Source organism: Rhizobium sp. FG96, assembly GCF_057808655.1.
In genome coordinates this window covers 202938-217374 of sequence record NZ_JBMDIL010000004.1, presented here as the reverse complement: position 1 = coordinate 217374, position 14437 = coordinate 202938, and the positions used below count along the sequence as shown (strand labels likewise).

The 14437-nt window shown below is 61.8% G+C and carries 15 protein-coding genes; 6 read left to right on the top strand and 9 right to left on the bottom strand.

Annotated features, from left to right (window positions below; genetic code table 11):
• Nucleotides 1-11: 11 nt before the first annotated feature.
• The gene (locus ACODR6_RS09545) at nucleotides 12-656 is read left to right on the top strand and encodes a septation protein A (protein WP_489022391.1); all 645 of its coding nucleotides are present in this window, start codon (nucleotides 12-14) and stop codon (nucleotides 654-656) included.
• The gene (locus ACODR6_RS09540) at nucleotides 653-1240 is read left to right on the top strand and encodes a DUF2585 domain-containing protein (RefSeq protein ID WP_489022390.1); all 588 of its coding nucleotides are present in this window, start codon (nucleotides 653-655) and stop codon (nucleotides 1238-1240) included. The genes ACODR6_RS09545 and ACODR6_RS09540 overlap by 4 nt, the downstream gene beginning before the upstream one ends.
• Nucleotides 1241-1413: 173 nt before the next feature.
• Here the strand turns inward: ACODR6_RS09540 and ACODR6_RS09535 are convergent, their stop codons facing one another.
• From ACODR6_RS09535 to ccmA, 5 genes are all read right to left on the bottom strand, one after another.
• Nucleotides 1414-2019 carry a DsbE family thiol:disulfide interchange protein gene (locus ACODR6_RS09535; protein WP_489022389.1) on the bottom strand — a complete coding sequence of 202 codons (606 nt, stop codon included), beginning with the start codon at nucleotides 2017-2019 and terminating at the stop codon, nucleotides 1414-1416.
• Complete coding sequence (gene ccmD, locus ACODR6_RS09530) at nucleotides 2016-2183, bottom strand: heme exporter protein CcmD (RefSeq protein ID WP_413710479.1); 168 nt, start codon at nucleotides 2181-2183, stop codon at nucleotides 2016-2018. The genes ACODR6_RS09535 and ccmD overlap by 4 nt, the downstream gene beginning before the upstream one ends.
• 3 nt (nucleotides 2184-2186) lie before the next feature.
• The gene (locus ACODR6_RS09525; protein WP_449098939.1) at nucleotides 2187-2948 is read right to left on the bottom strand and encodes a heme ABC transporter permease; all 762 of its coding nucleotides are present in this window, start codon (nucleotides 2946-2948) and stop codon (nucleotides 2187-2189) included.
• Nucleotides 2949-3006: 58 nt separating this feature from the next.
• The gene (gene ccmB / locus ACODR6_RS09520) at nucleotides 3007-3666 is read right to left on the bottom strand and encodes a heme exporter protein CcmB (RefSeq protein WP_489022388.1); all 660 of its coding nucleotides are present in this window, start codon (nucleotides 3664-3666) and stop codon (nucleotides 3007-3009) included.
• A 157-nt stretch (nucleotides 3667-3823) separates the two neighbouring features.
• Nucleotides 3824-4471, bottom strand: a complete 648-nt coding sequence (gene ccmA / locus ACODR6_RS09515) for a heme ABC exporter ATP-binding protein CcmA (protein ID WP_489022387.1) — start codon at nucleotides 4469-4471, stop codon at nucleotides 3824-3826.
• A gap of 261 nt (nucleotides 4472-4732) precedes the next feature.
• On the opposite strand from ccmA, the gene acnA reads away from it, so the two are divergent.
• The 3 genes from acnA to ACODR6_RS09500 all read left to right on the top strand — a co-directional run bounded on the left by acnA (nucleotide 4733) and on the right by ACODR6_RS09500 (nucleotide 9061).
• Nucleotides 4733-7423, top strand: a complete 2691-nt coding sequence (gene acnA / locus ACODR6_RS09510; RefSeq protein ID WP_112718389.1) for an aconitate hydratase AcnA — start codon at nucleotides 4733-4735, stop codon at nucleotides 7421-7423.
• A 217-nt stretch (nucleotides 7424-7640) separates the two neighbouring features.
• Nucleotides 7641-8381: a DUF1223 domain-containing protein gene (locus ACODR6_RS09505; RefSeq protein WP_112718391.1), complete on the top strand. Its 741-nt coding sequence runs from the start codon at nucleotides 7641-7643 to the stop codon at nucleotides 8379-8381.
• Nucleotides 8382-8659: 278 nt separating this feature from the next.
• Nucleotides 8660-9061, top strand: a complete 402-nt coding sequence (locus tag ACODR6_RS09500) for a DUF2794 domain-containing protein (protein WP_112718393.1) — start codon at nucleotides 8660-8662, stop codon at nucleotides 9059-9061.
• 4 nt (nucleotides 9062-9065) lie between these two features.
• On the opposite strand, the gene ACODR6_RS09495 is transcribed toward ACODR6_RS09500, so the two are convergent.
• Entirely contained in the window at nucleotides 9066-9623 is a 558-nt protein-coding gene (locus ACODR6_RS09495; RefSeq protein WP_489022386.1) for a GNAT family N-acetyltransferase, read from the bottom strand.
• Between the two features lie 237 nt (nucleotides 9624-9860).
• On the opposite strand from ACODR6_RS09495, the gene ACODR6_RS09490 reads away from it, so the two are divergent.
• Nucleotides 9861-10097 carry a hypothetical protein gene (locus tag ACODR6_RS09490; protein WP_489022385.1) on the top strand — a complete coding sequence of 79 codons (237 nt, stop codon included), beginning with the start codon at nucleotides 9861-9863 and terminating at the stop codon, nucleotides 10095-10097.
• A 161-nt stretch (nucleotides 10098-10258) separates the two neighbouring features.
• On the opposite strand, the gene ACODR6_RS09485 is transcribed toward ACODR6_RS09490, so the two are convergent.
• The 3 genes from ACODR6_RS09485 to ACODR6_RS09475 all read right to left on the bottom strand — a co-directional run bounded on the left by ACODR6_RS09485 (nucleotide 10259) and on the right by ACODR6_RS09475 (nucleotide 14416).
• The gene (locus ACODR6_RS09485; RefSeq protein ID WP_489022384.1) at nucleotides 10259-10987 is read right to left on the bottom strand and encodes a Bax inhibitor-1/YccA family protein; all 729 of its coding nucleotides are present in this window, start codon (nucleotides 10985-10987) and stop codon (nucleotides 10259-10261) included.
• 181 nt (nucleotides 10988-11168) lie between these two features.
• Nucleotides 11169-13712 (bottom strand): ABC transporter permease, encoded by a 2544-nt coding sequence (locus tag ACODR6_RS09480; RefSeq protein WP_489022383.1) that lies wholly within the window; start codon nucleotides 13710-13712, stop codon nucleotides 11169-11171.
• Entirely contained in the window at nucleotides 13709-14416 is a 708-nt protein-coding gene (locus tag ACODR6_RS09475; RefSeq protein ID WP_489022382.1) for an ABC transporter ATP-binding protein, read from the bottom strand. The genes ACODR6_RS09480 and ACODR6_RS09475 overlap by 4 nt, the downstream gene beginning before the upstream one ends.
• Nucleotides 14417-14437 lie beyond the last annotated feature (21 nt).

Below are 14437 nucleotides of genomic sequence, written 5' to 3'. Positions count from 1 at the left end.
TTACGAAAAGCATGACCACCGAAAGCGATATCACGCCCTCCGCCGCAGACCGGCACCATCCGCTGCTGAAGCTGGCGCTGGAGCTCGGACCGCTGCTGATCTTCTTCTTTGCCAACCTGCGCGGCCAGTGGCTGGTCGACCGTTTCCCGGCTCTTGCCGAGCTCGGCGGCCCGCTCTTCGTCGCTACAGGCCTGTTCATGGCCGCGACTATCATTTCGCTGGTTGCCTCGAAGATCATCCTCGGCCATCTGCCGATCATGCCCTTCGTATCGGGCATCGTGGTGCTGATCTTCGGCTCGCTGTCGATCTATCTGCAGAACGAGACCTTCATCAAGATGAAGCCGACGATCGTCAATGCGCTGTTCGGCGTGGCGCTGCTCGGCGGCCTCGCCTTCGGCAAGTCGCTGCTCGGCTATGTCTTTAATGCCGCCTTCCAGCTCGATGCCGAGGGATGGCGGAAGCTGACGCTCCGCTGGGGCATCTTCTTCCTGTTCCTCGCCGTGCTGAACGAGGTCATCTGGCGGAATTTCTCCGATGATTTCTGGGTCGCTTTCAAGGTCTGGGGCACCATGCCGATCACTATCCTGTTCACGATGGCGCAGATGCCGCTGATCCTGAAGCACACGATCCAGCCTGCGGGAGAAACCGAGAAGTGAGCTTCGACAGTACGGCCGAGCGCACGAAACATCAGACCTTCTGGGTTCTCGCCTGCTTTGCCGTGCTTCTTGTGCAGGTCGTGGCTGAATATTTCATGGGCCGCACGGTCATCTGCACCTGCGGATATGTGAAGCTCTGGGAAGGCACGGTCAATTCCAGCGGCAATTCCCAGCACCTCTCGGACTGGTACACGCCCTCGCACATCATCCACGGCTTCCTGTTCTATGGGCTGGCGCATCTTGTGCTGCGCGGCAAGCCGTTTGCGGCTCGCCTGCTCCTGGCGCTGGTGATCGAATCCGGCTGGGAGCTGCTAGAGAATTCGCCCATCATCATCGACCGCTACCGCGCGGCGACGATCTCGCTCGATTATTACGGCGACAGCATCATCAATTCGGCGATGGACGCCGTGTTCATGGTGATCGGCTTCTTCTTCGCGGCCCGGGCACCGGTCGCGCTGACCGTCGCGATCGCCATCTTCTTCGAGCTGTTCACCGGCTACATGATCCGGGACAACCTGACGCTCAATGTGCTGATGCTGATCTGGCCAGTCGAGGCGATCAAGACCTGGCAGAGTGCGATTTAGCGGACGTTTTGCCGTGCAGCCCCCTCATCCGCCTGCCGGCACCTTCTCCCCGCCGGGGAGAAGGGAAGATGCCGCGACGTCGCCGATCCCTTCTACCCAGCGGGGAGAAGGTGGCCCGATAGGGCCGGATGAGGGGGCCGCACGGTCAAGCGCCGGTCATAGAATGCGACGTTTTAGGACGCCGGCTTCCCCAGCACTTTCTCCATCGCCGGGAAGAGCCCTTCCTTCATGCTGATCTCGTCGAAGGGGCCGACGCGCTTGTAGATGATCGTTCCATCAGGGGCGACGAGATAGCTTTCGGGAACGCCATAGACGCCCCAGTCGATCGCCGCTTTGCCGTTCGGATCGACGCCGATTGCCTTGAACGGGTTGCCGAGTTCGCTCAGGAACTGCAGCGCGTTCTCGGTCTTGTCCTTGTAGTTGATGGCAACGATGTTGAGCCTGCCGTCGGCGGCGAGCTGCTTTAGGATCGGATGTTCCTGCCGGCATGGGATGCACCAGGAGGCGAAGACGTTGACGAGCGTCAGCTTACCCTTGACCGCAGCGTCCGTCAGTGCCGGCAGGTTGGAGCCTTCGAGCGGTGCGAGGTTCAGCGAGGGCGCCTTGGTGCCGAGCAGCGCGGAGGGGATTTCCGAGATGTCCTTGCCGTGGAAGTCCTGGTCGTAGAGCATCTTGGCCGCAGTCGCAGCGATGCCGCCGAAGACGAGGAGCGGGATCAGGGCGACGGCATAGCGGCTGAGGCCACGCGCCTTGGTCTCTTGCGTCTCGGGCGCGCTCATTCGTCATCCTTCTTTCGGGCCGACCGGCGGCGGATGCCGGAGGCTTCGAGGGCAGCGAGCTCCTTCTGGCGGGCGCGGCCGTCGGCCCAGATCCAGAGTGTGACGGCAATGGTCACGAAAGCTGCGAAGCCATAGGCGCTGTAGACGTAGAAAGCATGCGTCATCGATCAGTCCTCGCGGCTTGCCATGCGGGCGGCAAGACGGCGCTGAGCGGCGACGCGGCGGCGCCAGATCTCGTTGCGCATCGCCATGATGTGCAGCGTGAAGAACAGTAGCGTGAAGCCGACAGCCATGACGAGCAGCGGACGCAGGAATTCGGGATCGATCGTCGGGCCATCGAGGCGCATGACGCTTGCCGGCTGATGCAGCGTGTTCCACCACTCGACGGAGAACTTGATGATCGGGATGTTGACGAAGCCGACGAGGATCAGGACGGCGACGACGCGGGCGGCCTTGGAGGGATCGTCGATGGCGCGATTGAGGGCGATCAGGCCGAGATACATCAGGAAGAGCACGAAAACCGAGGTCAGGCGCGCATCCCAGACCCACCAGGTGCCCCACATCGGCTTGCCCCAGAGCGAGCCAGTGACGAGAGCGAGAAGCGTGAAGGCGGCGCCGAGCGGTGCGGCGGCCTTGGCGGACACATCGGCCAGCGGATGGCGCCAGACCAGCGTGCCGATCGCCGAGATGCTCATGACCGTGTAGCACATCATCGCCAGCCAGGCCGAGGGCACATGGATATACATGATGCGGACGGTCTCGCCCTGCTGGTAGTCGCCTTCGGTCGCGAAGCTCAGATAGAGCCCCACGGCGAGACAGAGGGCAGTGATGCCCGCCATCCAGGGAATGATACGGCTTGCAAGCGCCAGAAACCGGGTCGGGTTTGCGAGGTCGCTGAATTTGCTGATGGCCAGGCTGGTTTCGCTCATGAGCGGTTCTTTACCTTGAACGGGGTTCTCCCGCAATTGATGCCGGTCAACGGCACGATCAATCCGACGTGTTTCTGAGCGCGAGCGCCGCCGCTGCCGGACCGATGACGGCGAAGAACAGCGTCAGCGCGATCAGCACGAGGAAGGGCGGCATGAACGGTGCGGGGTCCTCGACGGCCGCGTAGGTGGCGCTGACGCCGAAGATCAGCACCGGGATCGTCAGCGGTAGGACGAGGATCGAGACGAGCAGGCCGCCGCGCGGCAGGGCGACGGCGACCGCCGCGCCGACGGCACCGATGAAGGTGATCGCGGGCGAGCCGACCAGCAGCGTCAGCATCGTCGCGCCGATCGCCGTCTCGCTCATGTTCATGAAGAGCCCTAGCAGGGGCGAGGCGATAACGAGCGGCAGGCTGGTTGCCGTCCAGTGCGCCAGGCATTTCATGAAGATCGTGAGCACCAACGGCGTTTCCTGCATCAGCAGGATATCGAGCGATCCATCGTCGCGCTCCGCCTGGAACAGGCGGTCGAGGCCGAGGAGGGCGGCAAGCAGCGCGCCGATCCAGACGATCGCCGGGCCGATGCGGGAGAGCAGATTGAGATCGGGGCCGACGCCGAAGGGGATGACGGCGACGACGGTTAGGAAGAACAGGACGCCGATCAGCGCGCCGCCGCCGGAGCGGATGGAGAGCCTGAGGTCTCGGAGGAAGAGGGCTTTCATGGGGTTTGGCCCTCTATGAATGAAAACCCCTCCCCAACCCCTCCCCACAGGGGGGAGGGATTTAGCCCGCTGCCCTCGTAGTGGAGAATGGCCAACATCTGCTTGGGGGATCGCAAACGTTGGGGAGGGGCCTTTGATGCAGCGGAAAATGAATACTTCATCCCCACACCCCCTGATCCACACCCGCAAATCCCGTCATCCGCAATTCCCGCGCATTCTCCAACCCCAGCGGCTGATGCGTCGCCGCCAGCACGATGCCGCCCTTTCTCTGATGCGCGCCGATCAGCTCCGCAAACAGCCTGTCGGCGCTGGCATCAAGCGCCGCCGTCGGCTCGTCGAGGATCCAGATCGGGCGGTAGGCGACGAGCAGCTTGGCGAAGGCGAAGCGGCGTTGCTGGCCGGCAGAGAGATAGCCGAAGGGGAGGTGGGTAATGCCGGAGAGGCCGACAGCGTCGGCGGCATCGGCGATCGACATGCCGGAGACGCCGAGAACGTCGCCCAGGAAGTCCTGCCAGAAGGCGAGATTTTCCTCGACCGTGAGCTCGCTTTTCATCGCGTTCCGGTGGCCGAGATAATGGCTGACTTCGCTGGCGCGATGCTCGTCCGAACCGTGCGAATCAGTGAAGCGAACGGCACCCTTTTCGGAGCGAAGAAGACCGGCAACGACACGCAGTAAAGTGGACTTTCCCGATCCATTTTTACCAGTCAAAACCAATGCTTCGCCGCTTTCGAGGTGGAAGGACATGTCCTCGAAAATCAGGTCTTCGCCCCGGCGCGCAGCGAGTTTCTCGGCAGTCAGGTGCACGGCATTTCCGTTGTTTAAGATTTTAGTCATTGCGTCGCAAAAAATGTCCGAAATGGGCCACGCACTATCTGGCACCCTTCTTAGAAATTATCTATAAGACCCGCAACCACGCCAGCGGTCGGCGTGAACTTCATCCTTGCGCCGAACATGGAATATTCTTTCCACGTGCGGACAGCGGAAATGGCCGTACCCGCATCCTGATGTGCATTAAGTGCATAGGCGTTCGCACGACTGTGTTGGCTATCAGAAACGGGGTATCTCGTGTCTAAATCTCTTGACAGCTTCAATTGTCGCTCCACCCTCACCGTCAATGGTAAGGACTACGTCTATTACAGCCTTCCGAAGGCTGAGGCGAATGGCCTGGCTGGCGTATCGAAGCTTCCCTATTCGATGAAGGTCCTGCTCGAAAACCTGCTGCGCTTCGAAGACGGCCAGTCGGTTACGAAGGAGCACATCCAGGCAGTTGCCGAATGGCTCGTCAACAAGGGCTCGGTCGAAAACGAAATCGCATACCGCCCCGCTCGCGTGCTGATGCAGGACTTCACCGGCGTTCCGGCTGTCGTCGATCTGGCCGCAATGCGCGATGCGATGGTTTCGCTCGGTGGCGACCCCGAGAAGATCAACCCGCTGGTTCCCGTCGATTTGGTCATCGACCACTCCGTCATCGTCGATGAATTCGGCACGCCGCAGGCTTTCGCCAAGAACGTCGAGCTGGAATACCAGCGCAACGGCGAGCGCTACCGCTTCCTGAAGTGGGGCCAGCAGGCATTCCAGAACTTCCGCGTCGTTCCTCCGGGCACCGGCATCTGTCACCAGGTCAATCTCGAATATCTCGGCCAGACCGTCTGGACGAAGGAAGAGGACGGCGAGACGATCGCCTATCCGGATACCTGCGTCGGCACCGACTCGCATACCACGATGATCAACGGTCTCGGCGTTCTCGGCTGGGGCGTTGGCGGTATCGAAGCCGAAGCTGCGATGCTCGGTCAGCCTGTTTCCATGCTGCTGCCTGAAGTCATCGGCTTCAAGCTCACCGGGAAGCTCAAGGAAGGCGTCACCGCGACCGACCTCGTGCTCATGGTCGTTCAGATGCTGCGCAAGAAGGGCGTCGTTTCGAAGTTCGTCGAATTCTTCGGCTCGGGCCTCGACAACATGCCGCTCGCCGACCGCGCCACCATCGGTAACATGGGTCCGGAATACGGCGCGACCTGCGGCTTCTTCCCGGTCGATGGCGAAACCGTCAACTACCTCAACATGTCGGGCCGCACCAAGGACCGCATCGCCCTCGTCGAAGCCTATTCCAAGGCTCAGGGCATGTGGCGTGAAGGCGATGGTTCCGACCTCGTATTCACCGATACGCTCGAACTCGACCTCGGCGACGTCGTGCCTGCCATGGCCGGCCCGAAGCGTCCGGAAGGCCGCATCCCGCTCGAGAACATCGCGTCCGGCTTTGCCGGCTCGCTCGAAGGCGAATACAAGAAGCCCGGCCAGCTTTCGAACCGCTATGCGGTTGAAGGCACCGACTTCGATCTCGGCCATGGCGACGTTGCCATCGCTGCCATCACCTCCTGCACCAACACGTCCAACCCGTCGGTTCTGATCGCTGCCGGCCTTCTCGCCCGCAACGCCGTTGCCAAGGGCCTGAAGACCAAGCCGTGGGTCAAGACCTCGCTGGCTCCGGGATCGCAGGTCGTCGGCGAATATCTGGCCAAGTCCGGCCTGCAGGCCGATCTCGACAAGCTCGGCTTCAACCTCGTCGGCTTCGGCTGCACGACCTGCATCGGTAACTCCGGCCCGCTGCCGGCGCCGATCTCGAAGACGATCAACGACAAGGGCCTGATCGTTTCGGGCGTGCTCTCGGGCAACCGTAACTTCGAAGGCCGCATCTCGCCAGACGTTCAGGCGAATTACCTCGCCTCCCCGCCGCTCGTCGTCGCCTACGCGCTTGCCGGTACGGTCCAGAAGGACCTGACCAAGGAGCCGATCGGCGAAGACCAGAACGGCAACCCTGTCTACCTCAAGGACATCTGGCCGACCTCGCACGAAGTGCAGGAATTCATCCAGAAGTACGTCACGCGCGAACTCTATGAGTCCAAGTATGCCGACGTCTTCAAGGGCGATGAAAACTGGCAGGCCGTTCAGGTTCCTCCGGGCCAGACCTACGCCTGGGACGACCAGTCGACCTACGTCCAGAACCCGCCTTACTTCGTCGGCATGGGCAAGACCGGTAGCGGCATTTCCGATATCAAGGGTGCTCGCGTCCTCGGTCTCTTCGGCGACAAGATCACCACCGACCACATTTCCCCGGCCGGTTCGATCAAGGCGGCTTCGCCGGCTGGTGCATATCTCACCGGTCACGGCGTCGGCGTTGCCGACTTCAACCAGTACGGCACGCGCCGCGGCAACCATGAAGTCATGATGCGCGGCACCTTCGCCAACATCCGTATCCGCAACCACATGCTGGGTGCGAACGGCAAGGAAGGCGGCTTCACGATCCACTATCCGTCGAAGGAAGAGGAATCGATCTACGACGCGGCCATGCAGTATAAGGCCGAGGGCGTTCCGCTGGTCATCTTCGCCGGTGTCGAATACGGCAACGGCTCTTCGCGTGACTGGGCTGCAAAGGGCACCAACCTGCTCGGCGTCAAGGCTGTCGTCGCGCAGAGCTTCGAGCGTATCCACCGCTCGAACCTGGTCGGCATGGGCGTCATCCCCTTCGTCTTCGAAGAGGGCACGACCTGGCAGAGCCTCGGCCTGAAGGGCGACGAAATCGTCACCATCGAAGGTCTCGAGAACATCAAGCCGCGTGAGAAGAAGATTGCCAAGATCACCTACGGCGACGGCACCGTGAAGGAAGTTCCGCTTCTGTCGCGCGTCGACACGCTGGATGAGGTCATCTACCTCAACAACGGCGGCATCCTGCAGACGGTTCTGCGTGATCTCGCTGCTTAATTCTTAAGACAAGCGCATGATAATCGCCGCCGGAGAGCAATCTCCGGCGGTTTTTCTTTGCGGGACGAGGCTCACGGCGATGTGTTCCGGCTGCGATGGCGGGTGGGCCTGTCTCACCCGTTCGTTACTTCCCGTTTTGAGCCGGAAGGATTATCTCTACGGTCGTAATCGGGGCCTGCGGTATCGGTCCGCCGCATGTTCTGGAAAAGAGGTTGCAATGTCGCCGCGTTTTTTGATTTCGATGATTGCCGGTCTGGTGCTCGCGGCACCGCTTCATGCCGAAGACGGCAAGCCGAAGGGCGTCGTCGAACTCTTCACCTCCCAGGGCTGCGGCTCCTGTCCGCCGGCTGATGCGGCGTTTCGCAAGATCGTCGGCCAGGGCGATGTCATCGCGCTTGCTTATCATGTCGATTACTGGAACTATCTCGGCTGGACCGACACGCTGAGCTCGAAACAGAATACCGACCGGCAGTATGGCTATGCCCGGATGCTCGGCCGCAGCAACGTCTATACGCCGCAGGTGGTGGTCAACGGCCGCGACCATATGGCGGGATCCGACATCTCGGCGATCAACGGCAAGATCAATGGCTTCTCCACCGAGGGCAAGGGTCTCTCCGTGCCCGTCGATGCGCAGATGCGTGGCGACGAGCTGGAGATCAAGATCGGTGCCGGGCAGGGCAAGGCCAGCGTCGTCATGGTCTATTTCGACAAGGAAAAGACCATCGACGTCGAAAAGGGCGAGAACAGCGGCCAGAAGATTTCCTACATCAACAGCGTCAGCGACATCGAAACCGTGGGCATGTGGGACGGAAAGGCAACAAGCCTGACCTTACCTGCAACGGTGCTGCAGAAGGCCGACCTCGAGGGCTGTGCAATTCTGCTGCAGGCTGCTACGGCTGATGGTGACCCGGCCGCGATCCTGGGAGCAACCGTCATCATGGCGGGCAAGAATATCTGAGGGTTTCATCTGCTGCGGCAGATGGAAAACGGGGCGGCCCGGCTGATCGTATTCGGGGCTGGGGTTAAGGTCGATACGCTCAGCCGGGCCCTTTGGCGCGCTGGCGCCAAATCGGTGAGCGGAACTTCCCCTGCAAATGAGGCGCTGTTTTGACTGAATTGCGGCGCTCAGGAGATTGCATAGCATATGATTAATGTGATGACTGGCCGCACTTGCAATTTGGCGCGGCTCGGGCAAACTGTCACTCTCCTGTCACAAGCGGAGGCACAGGGAGACTGATGACAGATCAGCCGGATTTGCGGCATGGCGATCACCGTTCCGCCGACAATAGTTCCTCAGTCGTCGTCGATCTTAAAGAATACAAGCAGAGCAAGGATCCGTTGCCGGTGACGTTTCACCGGCGAGAGCTGGATGCAATCCTGTGGATTTACGGCCGCATGGTCGGCGAGGGCGAGTGGAAAGACTACGCAATCGACCACATGAAGGACAAGGCGGTGTTCTCCGTCTTCAAGCGCTCCGGCGAAATGCCCCTCTTCACCATCGAGAAAGATCCCAAGCTTGCCAACAAGCAGGGCGCCTATTCCGTGGTGAATACCAACGGCATGATCCTGAAGCGTGGCCACGAGCTGCAGCAGGTCCTGAAGGTCTTCGACAAGGTTCTGAAGCTCGTCGACAAGTAGGCGTTCAGCCCTTGAACAGCGTGCCGGGATAGATCGACGGGTCGGGATCGCTGTTCTTTCCTTCGCCAAGCGCGCGCTGCATCAGCATCGTATCCAGCCAGCGGCCGTGCTTGTATCCGGTGCCCTTGAGCAGACCGGTTTCCTCGAAACCCAACGAACGGTGCAGTGCGATCGATGCCGGATGTGCTCCGCCGATTACCGCTACCATCTGCCGGAAGCCGAGGGTGGTGCAACGCGATATCAGTTCCGACAACAGCGCCGTGCCGATGCCCTTTCCACGGGCCTCTGGCGCCAGATAAATCGAATCCTCGACCATCCACCTGTAGGCTGGGCGCGTGCGGAACGCCGAAGCGTAGGCATAGCCAAGCAGCAGACCGTTTTCGTCGGCCGCGGCGATATAGGGGTAGCCTTGGCCTGTTATGGAAGATAGCCGCGTGGCCATCTCCTGGCGCTCTGGCGGGACGATCTCGTAGCTGGCGGTCCCTGACAGAACGGCCTCGCGGTAGATCTCGGTGATGGCATCAAGGTCGGAAGCGGAGATATCGCGGAGATAGACGGTCATTCGGCAGCCGATGTCCTGAAGTGTGGTTCAGGCTGAAAACCATCCGGTGCGTGATTTGGCAACAGGAAAAGCATAAAGGTATCGCCGGGTGGAGCGCTGTTGCTTGTTGCTATTGTCTTCGCTCCGCCGCTGACAGCTGCATGGTGGCCAAGCCGGCGAGTTGACCGAGCCCGCCGCAGCTTCTAGAGAACGGCTTTCGCGGAACAGGCCCGTTGTGCCAGGCGGCACACCGGCCGCATGCGTCAACTTTGGAGAAATACCATTATCAAGATCCTGGTTTTGCTGCACGCCGCTGACGGCATCGACTGGCAGTCTCCCCCTGCCGGCACCAGCCTGAAGACCTTGAACGAGGCCGAGGAGCAGGGCTTCATCGAGATTCGCGGCGAGTTCCAGAAGCGGCAATTCCGCCTGACGAAGCGCGGCTCCGATCATGTTGCGCTCGACCGGCGGCGCCTGGCAGCGCGCAAGCTCTGAGACGCAAAGCCGACTGTCACATGCTGGCCGCGCAGAGCTAAGTGCAGCATCCACACTTCGCAAAATAAAACCGCCCGCAACATTCTCTGTTGCAGGCGGTTCGGTTGTCTCTGATCCAGCCAGGGTGGCGTTCAGGTCGCCCCGCTGTCACCCGTTCCGTCTTATTTGCGGTTACCCATGAACTGCAGAAGGAACATGAACAGGTTGATGAAGTCGAGGTAGAGCGTCAGAGCGCCCATGATCGCCTTGCGGCCCATGACCTCAGCACCGTCTGCTTCATAGTACAGTTCCTTGATGCGCTGGGTATCGTAGGCCGTGAGGCCTGCGAAGATCAGGACGCCGATCACGGAGATCGCGAACTGCAGGGCAGACGAGCCCAGGAAGATGTTCACGATCGACGCGATGATCAGGCCGAAGAGACCCATGATCAGGAACGAGCCCATGGCCGAGAGATCACGCTTGGTCGTGTAGCCGTAGAGCGACAGGGCGCCAAACGAAGCGGCGGTCACGAAGAAGGTCTGCGTGATGCTCGACTGCGTGTAGACCAGGAAGATCGACGAGAGCGACAGGCCGACCAGCGCGGCATAGACCCAGAAGGTCGTCTGCGCGGCGGCAACGCTCATGCGGTTGATCCGGAAGCTCAGGAAGAAGACCGCAGCCAACGGAGCAAGGATCACGACCCAGCGAAGCGGCGACTGGAAAAGCAGTACGCCGAACTGCGTCAGCTGATTGTCCTGGACCGCCAAATTGAAGCCGAGATAGGCCGCAACACCCGTGATCGCCAGACCCAGCGCCATCAGGTTGTAGACCTTGAGCATATAGGAGCGCAGCCCCTGGTCGATCATCTCGCCAGTCTGTGCCCGGCTTTGGTAGTTACGAAGGTCAGCCATTGTTTCCTCTATACAAGCTCCGATGTGAATACGGTGTCGGGCTTTACGACCCGGGCGCCGCTGCGGAGCTCCAGCATGCCTGCAGACAATATGAGGCTTTCGCCCCTAGCAAACAAGGCCCTTGCAACCAGCGGCGGGGTTAAATCGCCGTAAGGTGAAGCTATTTCGTCAAACGATCATTCTAGAGCTCGCGCAGAACGGGTGCTGCCTTCTGGCCGAGAATGCGCCATGTGCCGATCAGGCCGATACCAACGGTCAGCACAAGTGCCGTCACCAGCGTCAGTCCGGCGACATCTGGCAGGAAGGCCGAGGGCAGCTTCATGATACGGCTGACGACGAACCAGGCGGCCGTTCCGCCGGCAAGCAGCGCGAAGATCGCGGTGGCGACACCGAGGATGAGATATTCGTAGCTGAAGGCGCGGATCAGCATGGAGCGGGTGGCACCCAGCGTCTTCAGGACGACGGCGTCATGCGTGCGCGCCCTGTTTCCGGCGGCGAGGGCGCCCGCGAGAACGAGGATCGAGGCGATCAGGGCGACGGAGGCTGCGGCGCGGATGGCGGTCGCAAGCTGGCCGACCAGCTCGTTGACGATATCGAGCGCGTCCTTCACGCGGACGCTGGTGATCGTCGGATAGGTGTTGGTGACGGTCTTCAGGAGCGCCGCTTCCTCGGCCGGCGTGGCAGAGGGATCGGTCAGTGTGGCGAGCCAGGCATGCGGGGCGCCGCGGAAGGTGTTGGGCGAGAAGACCATCACGAAGTTGATCGATAACGATTCCCATTCGACCTTGCGCAGGTTGGCGATGCGCGCGGTGATGTTGCGGCCCAGCACGTTGACGGTGACGGTATCGCCGATCTTGAGGCCGAGCTCTCCCGCCTCTTCGGCGGAGAAGGAGACCTGCGGTTCGCCGCTGTAATCCTTCGGCCACCAGCTGCCTTCTGTCAGCGAGGCATTCTCCGGCATGTTTTCGGAGTATGTGATGCCGCGGTCACCGCGGAGCACCCATTGGCCGGCGGGCGGAACCTTGCGCTTGGTGACGTCCTCGCCGTTAAAGGCGAGGATCCGGCCGCGCAGCATCGGCACTTCGACAAGCTTGCCTTCCGGCGCCTGCTGTTTGACGAGACTGCGGAAGTCTTCGACCTGGGCGCTCTGGATATCGACGAAGAAGAAGTTCGGCGCTCCTTCGGCCATCCGTCCGGTCAGCTGCTGGCGCAGATTGCCGTCGATCAACGTCAGGGTGACCAAGAGAGCGAGGCCGAGGCCGAGCGAGAGGACGACCGAGGGGGTCAGGGCGCCGGGGCGGTGGATATTGCCGATTGCGAGGCGCAGCGCCGGGGAATTGACGCGCGGACTGCGCTTCGCAAGCCAGGCGATGACAGCCGCGACGACGCGCAGGATGACGAAGGCGAAGATGATGGCGCCGACGAAGACGACGGCGATGAAGCGGTCATAGGCGGTGACGATCGCCAGGCCCGCAAGCGCGGCCATGAAGAGGGCGGCGAGCAGGATATAGGGCCAGGAGGGGAGCTTGCGGGCTTCGAAGCCTTGCTCGCGGAAGAGCGCCGTTGCCGGAACCTCGCGGGCATGGCCGAGCGGCAGGATGGCGAAGGCGAGCGTCGTCAGGATGCCGAAGAGCGTGGCGAGCAGCAGTGCGCCCGGATAGAGCGCCGGCTCGGTCGAGACCGGTAGGAACTGCGCCAGGAACTGCGCGGCGATGACGGGCGATATGGCGCCCAGTATGAGGCCGATCAGGATGCCGGCGAAGGCGATGATGGCGATCTGGAAAAGATAGATCAGCACGACGACCGAGGCAGGTGCACCCAGGCACTTGAACGTGGCGATTGTCGTGCGCTTGGAATCGAGGAAAGCACGCACCGCATTGGCGACGCCGACACCGCCGACGATCAGCGCGGTCAGACCGACCAGCGTCAGGAACTGCGAGAAGCGGGTGATGTTTTCGGTGAGCGAGGGGGCTGCGCGGTCGCTGGTGCGGATCGACCAGCCGGCGGAGGGAAACTCCTTGGCAGCGCGATCGCGGACGGTGCCGATTTCTCCGGGATCATCGAGCTTGATCTTGTAGGCATGCTCGACGAGGCTGCCGGTCTGGATCAGGCCGGATGCCTGCAACGCCTCGCGGCTGACGATCAGGCGGGGCGCGAAGCCGAAGCCTTCGGAGAGTGCATCCGGTTCAGTCTTCACGGTGCCTGTTATGTTGAGCGTCGCATTGCCGAGGAGGATCTCGTCACCGATCGATAGCCCGAGACGTTCGAGCAGCAATGGGGCGGCGACGGCGCCGTAGGTGCCGCTCTGGGTGGAGAGCAGCGCGGCAAGCGGATAGTCCGGTTCGGACTGGAAGGTGCCGTAGAGCGGATAAGCATCGTCGACAGCCTTGACCTCGACCAGCGCCTGATCCGAGCCATCGGGCTTTCGGGCCATCGAGCGCAAGCCGGTCGAGGTCGAGACCTTGCCGAAGCCGCGCAGGAAATTCATCTCGTCCTGCGTCGCCTCACGATTGTTGAGCTCGAAGCGCACGTCGCCGGCCAGCAGTTCCTGCCCCTGTGAGGCGATCGTATCTGTGATCGAGGTCGAGACCGAATTGACGGCGGCAATGGCGCCGGTGCCGAGCGCGATACAGGCGAGGAATATGTAGAAGCCTCTGAGGCCGCCGCGCAGTTCGCGAAGGGCAAGGCGGAAGGCGAGCGAAACGCGCGGGGTGATCAGCGTCATGCGATGGCTGCCGCAGACTGGCGGACCGCGCTGTCGCCTTCGATCTTGCCGGAGCGCACGCGGATCTGCCGCGAGCAGCGGTTGGCGAGCGCATTGTCGTGGGTGACGAGCAGCAGCGTCATGCCGCGCTCGGTCTGTTTGGAGAACAGGAGATCGGCGATCTGGCGGCCGGTATCGGTATCGAGATTGCCGGTCGGTTCATCGGCGATCAGCAGGGCAGGCGAGGGGGCGAGAGCGCGGGCAATGGCGACACGCTGCTGCTCGCCGCCGGAGAGCTGGCCCGGATAGTGGTTGAGGCGTTCGCCGAGGCCGACGGAGCGGAGCTCGCGCTGGGCGATCTCGAAGGGGTTCGGGACGTTGGCGAGTTCGAGGGGAACGGCGACGTTTTCGAGCGCCGTCATGTTGGCGATCAGATGGAAAGACTGGAAGACGATGCCGATATTGCGGCCGCGGAAATCGGCGACCTGATCCTCGCTCATCGCGTGGAGCGGCGTTTCGTTGATGTGGATCTCACCGCTATCGAGCCGTTCAAGGCCAGCCAGCACCATCAGCAGCGTCGACTTGCCGGATCCGGAGGGGCCGACGATGCCGACCGATTCGCCGGCGTCGATCGTCAGGTCGATGCCCTTCAGCACATGCACGGATGCGGCGGCATTGCCCAAGGTCAAATCCGCGTGCTTCAGCTCGATGATGGTTTTTGCCAAAGAAAATAGCCCTATATAAAT

Bases quoted from the DNA above. Each gene is read 5' to 3' on its own strand.
- ACODR6_RS09545 (WP_489022391.1), top strand. From the start codon at position 12: ATGACCACCGAAAGCGATATCACGCCCTCCGCCGCAGACCGGCACCAT.
- ACODR6_RS09535 (WP_489022389.1), bottom strand. From the start codon at position 2,019: ATGAGCGCGCCCGAGACGCAAGAGACCAAGGCGCGTGGCCTCAGCCGC.
- ccmD (WP_413710479.1), bottom strand. From the start codon at position 2,183: ATGACGCATGCTTTCTACGTCTACAGCGCCTATGGCTTCGCAGCTTTC.
- ACODR6_RS09525 (WP_449098939.1), bottom strand. From the start codon at position 2,948: ATGAGCGAAACCAGCCTGGCCATCAGCAAATTCAGCGACCTCGCAAAC.
- ccmB (WP_489022388.1), bottom strand. From the start codon at position 3,666: ATGAAAGCCCTCTTCCTCCGAGACCTCAGGCTCTCCATCCGCTCCGGC.
- ACODR6_RS09505 (WP_112718391.1), top strand. From the start codon at position 7,641: ATGTCGCCGCGTTTTTTGATTTCGATGATTGCCGGTCTGGTGCTCGCG.
- ACODR6_RS09500 (WP_112718393.1), top strand. From the start codon at position 8,660: ATGACAGATCAGCCGGATTTGCGGCATGGCGATCACCGTTCCGCCGAC.
- ACODR6_RS09495 (WP_489022386.1), bottom strand. From the start codon at position 9,623: ATGACCGTCTATCTCCGCGATATCTCCGCTTCCGACCTTGATGCCATC.
- ACODR6_RS09490 (WP_489022385.1), top strand. From the start codon at position 9,861: ATGCGTCAACTTTGGAGAAATACCATTATCAAGATCCTGGTTTTGCTG.
- ACODR6_RS09485 (WP_489022384.1), bottom strand. From the start codon at position 10,987: ATGGCTGACCTTCGTAACTACCAAAGCCGGGCACAGACTGGCGAGATG.
- ACODR6_RS09480 (WP_489022383.1), bottom strand. From the start codon at position 13,712: ATGACGCTGATCACCCCGCGCGTTTCGCTCGCCTTCCGCCTTGCCCTT.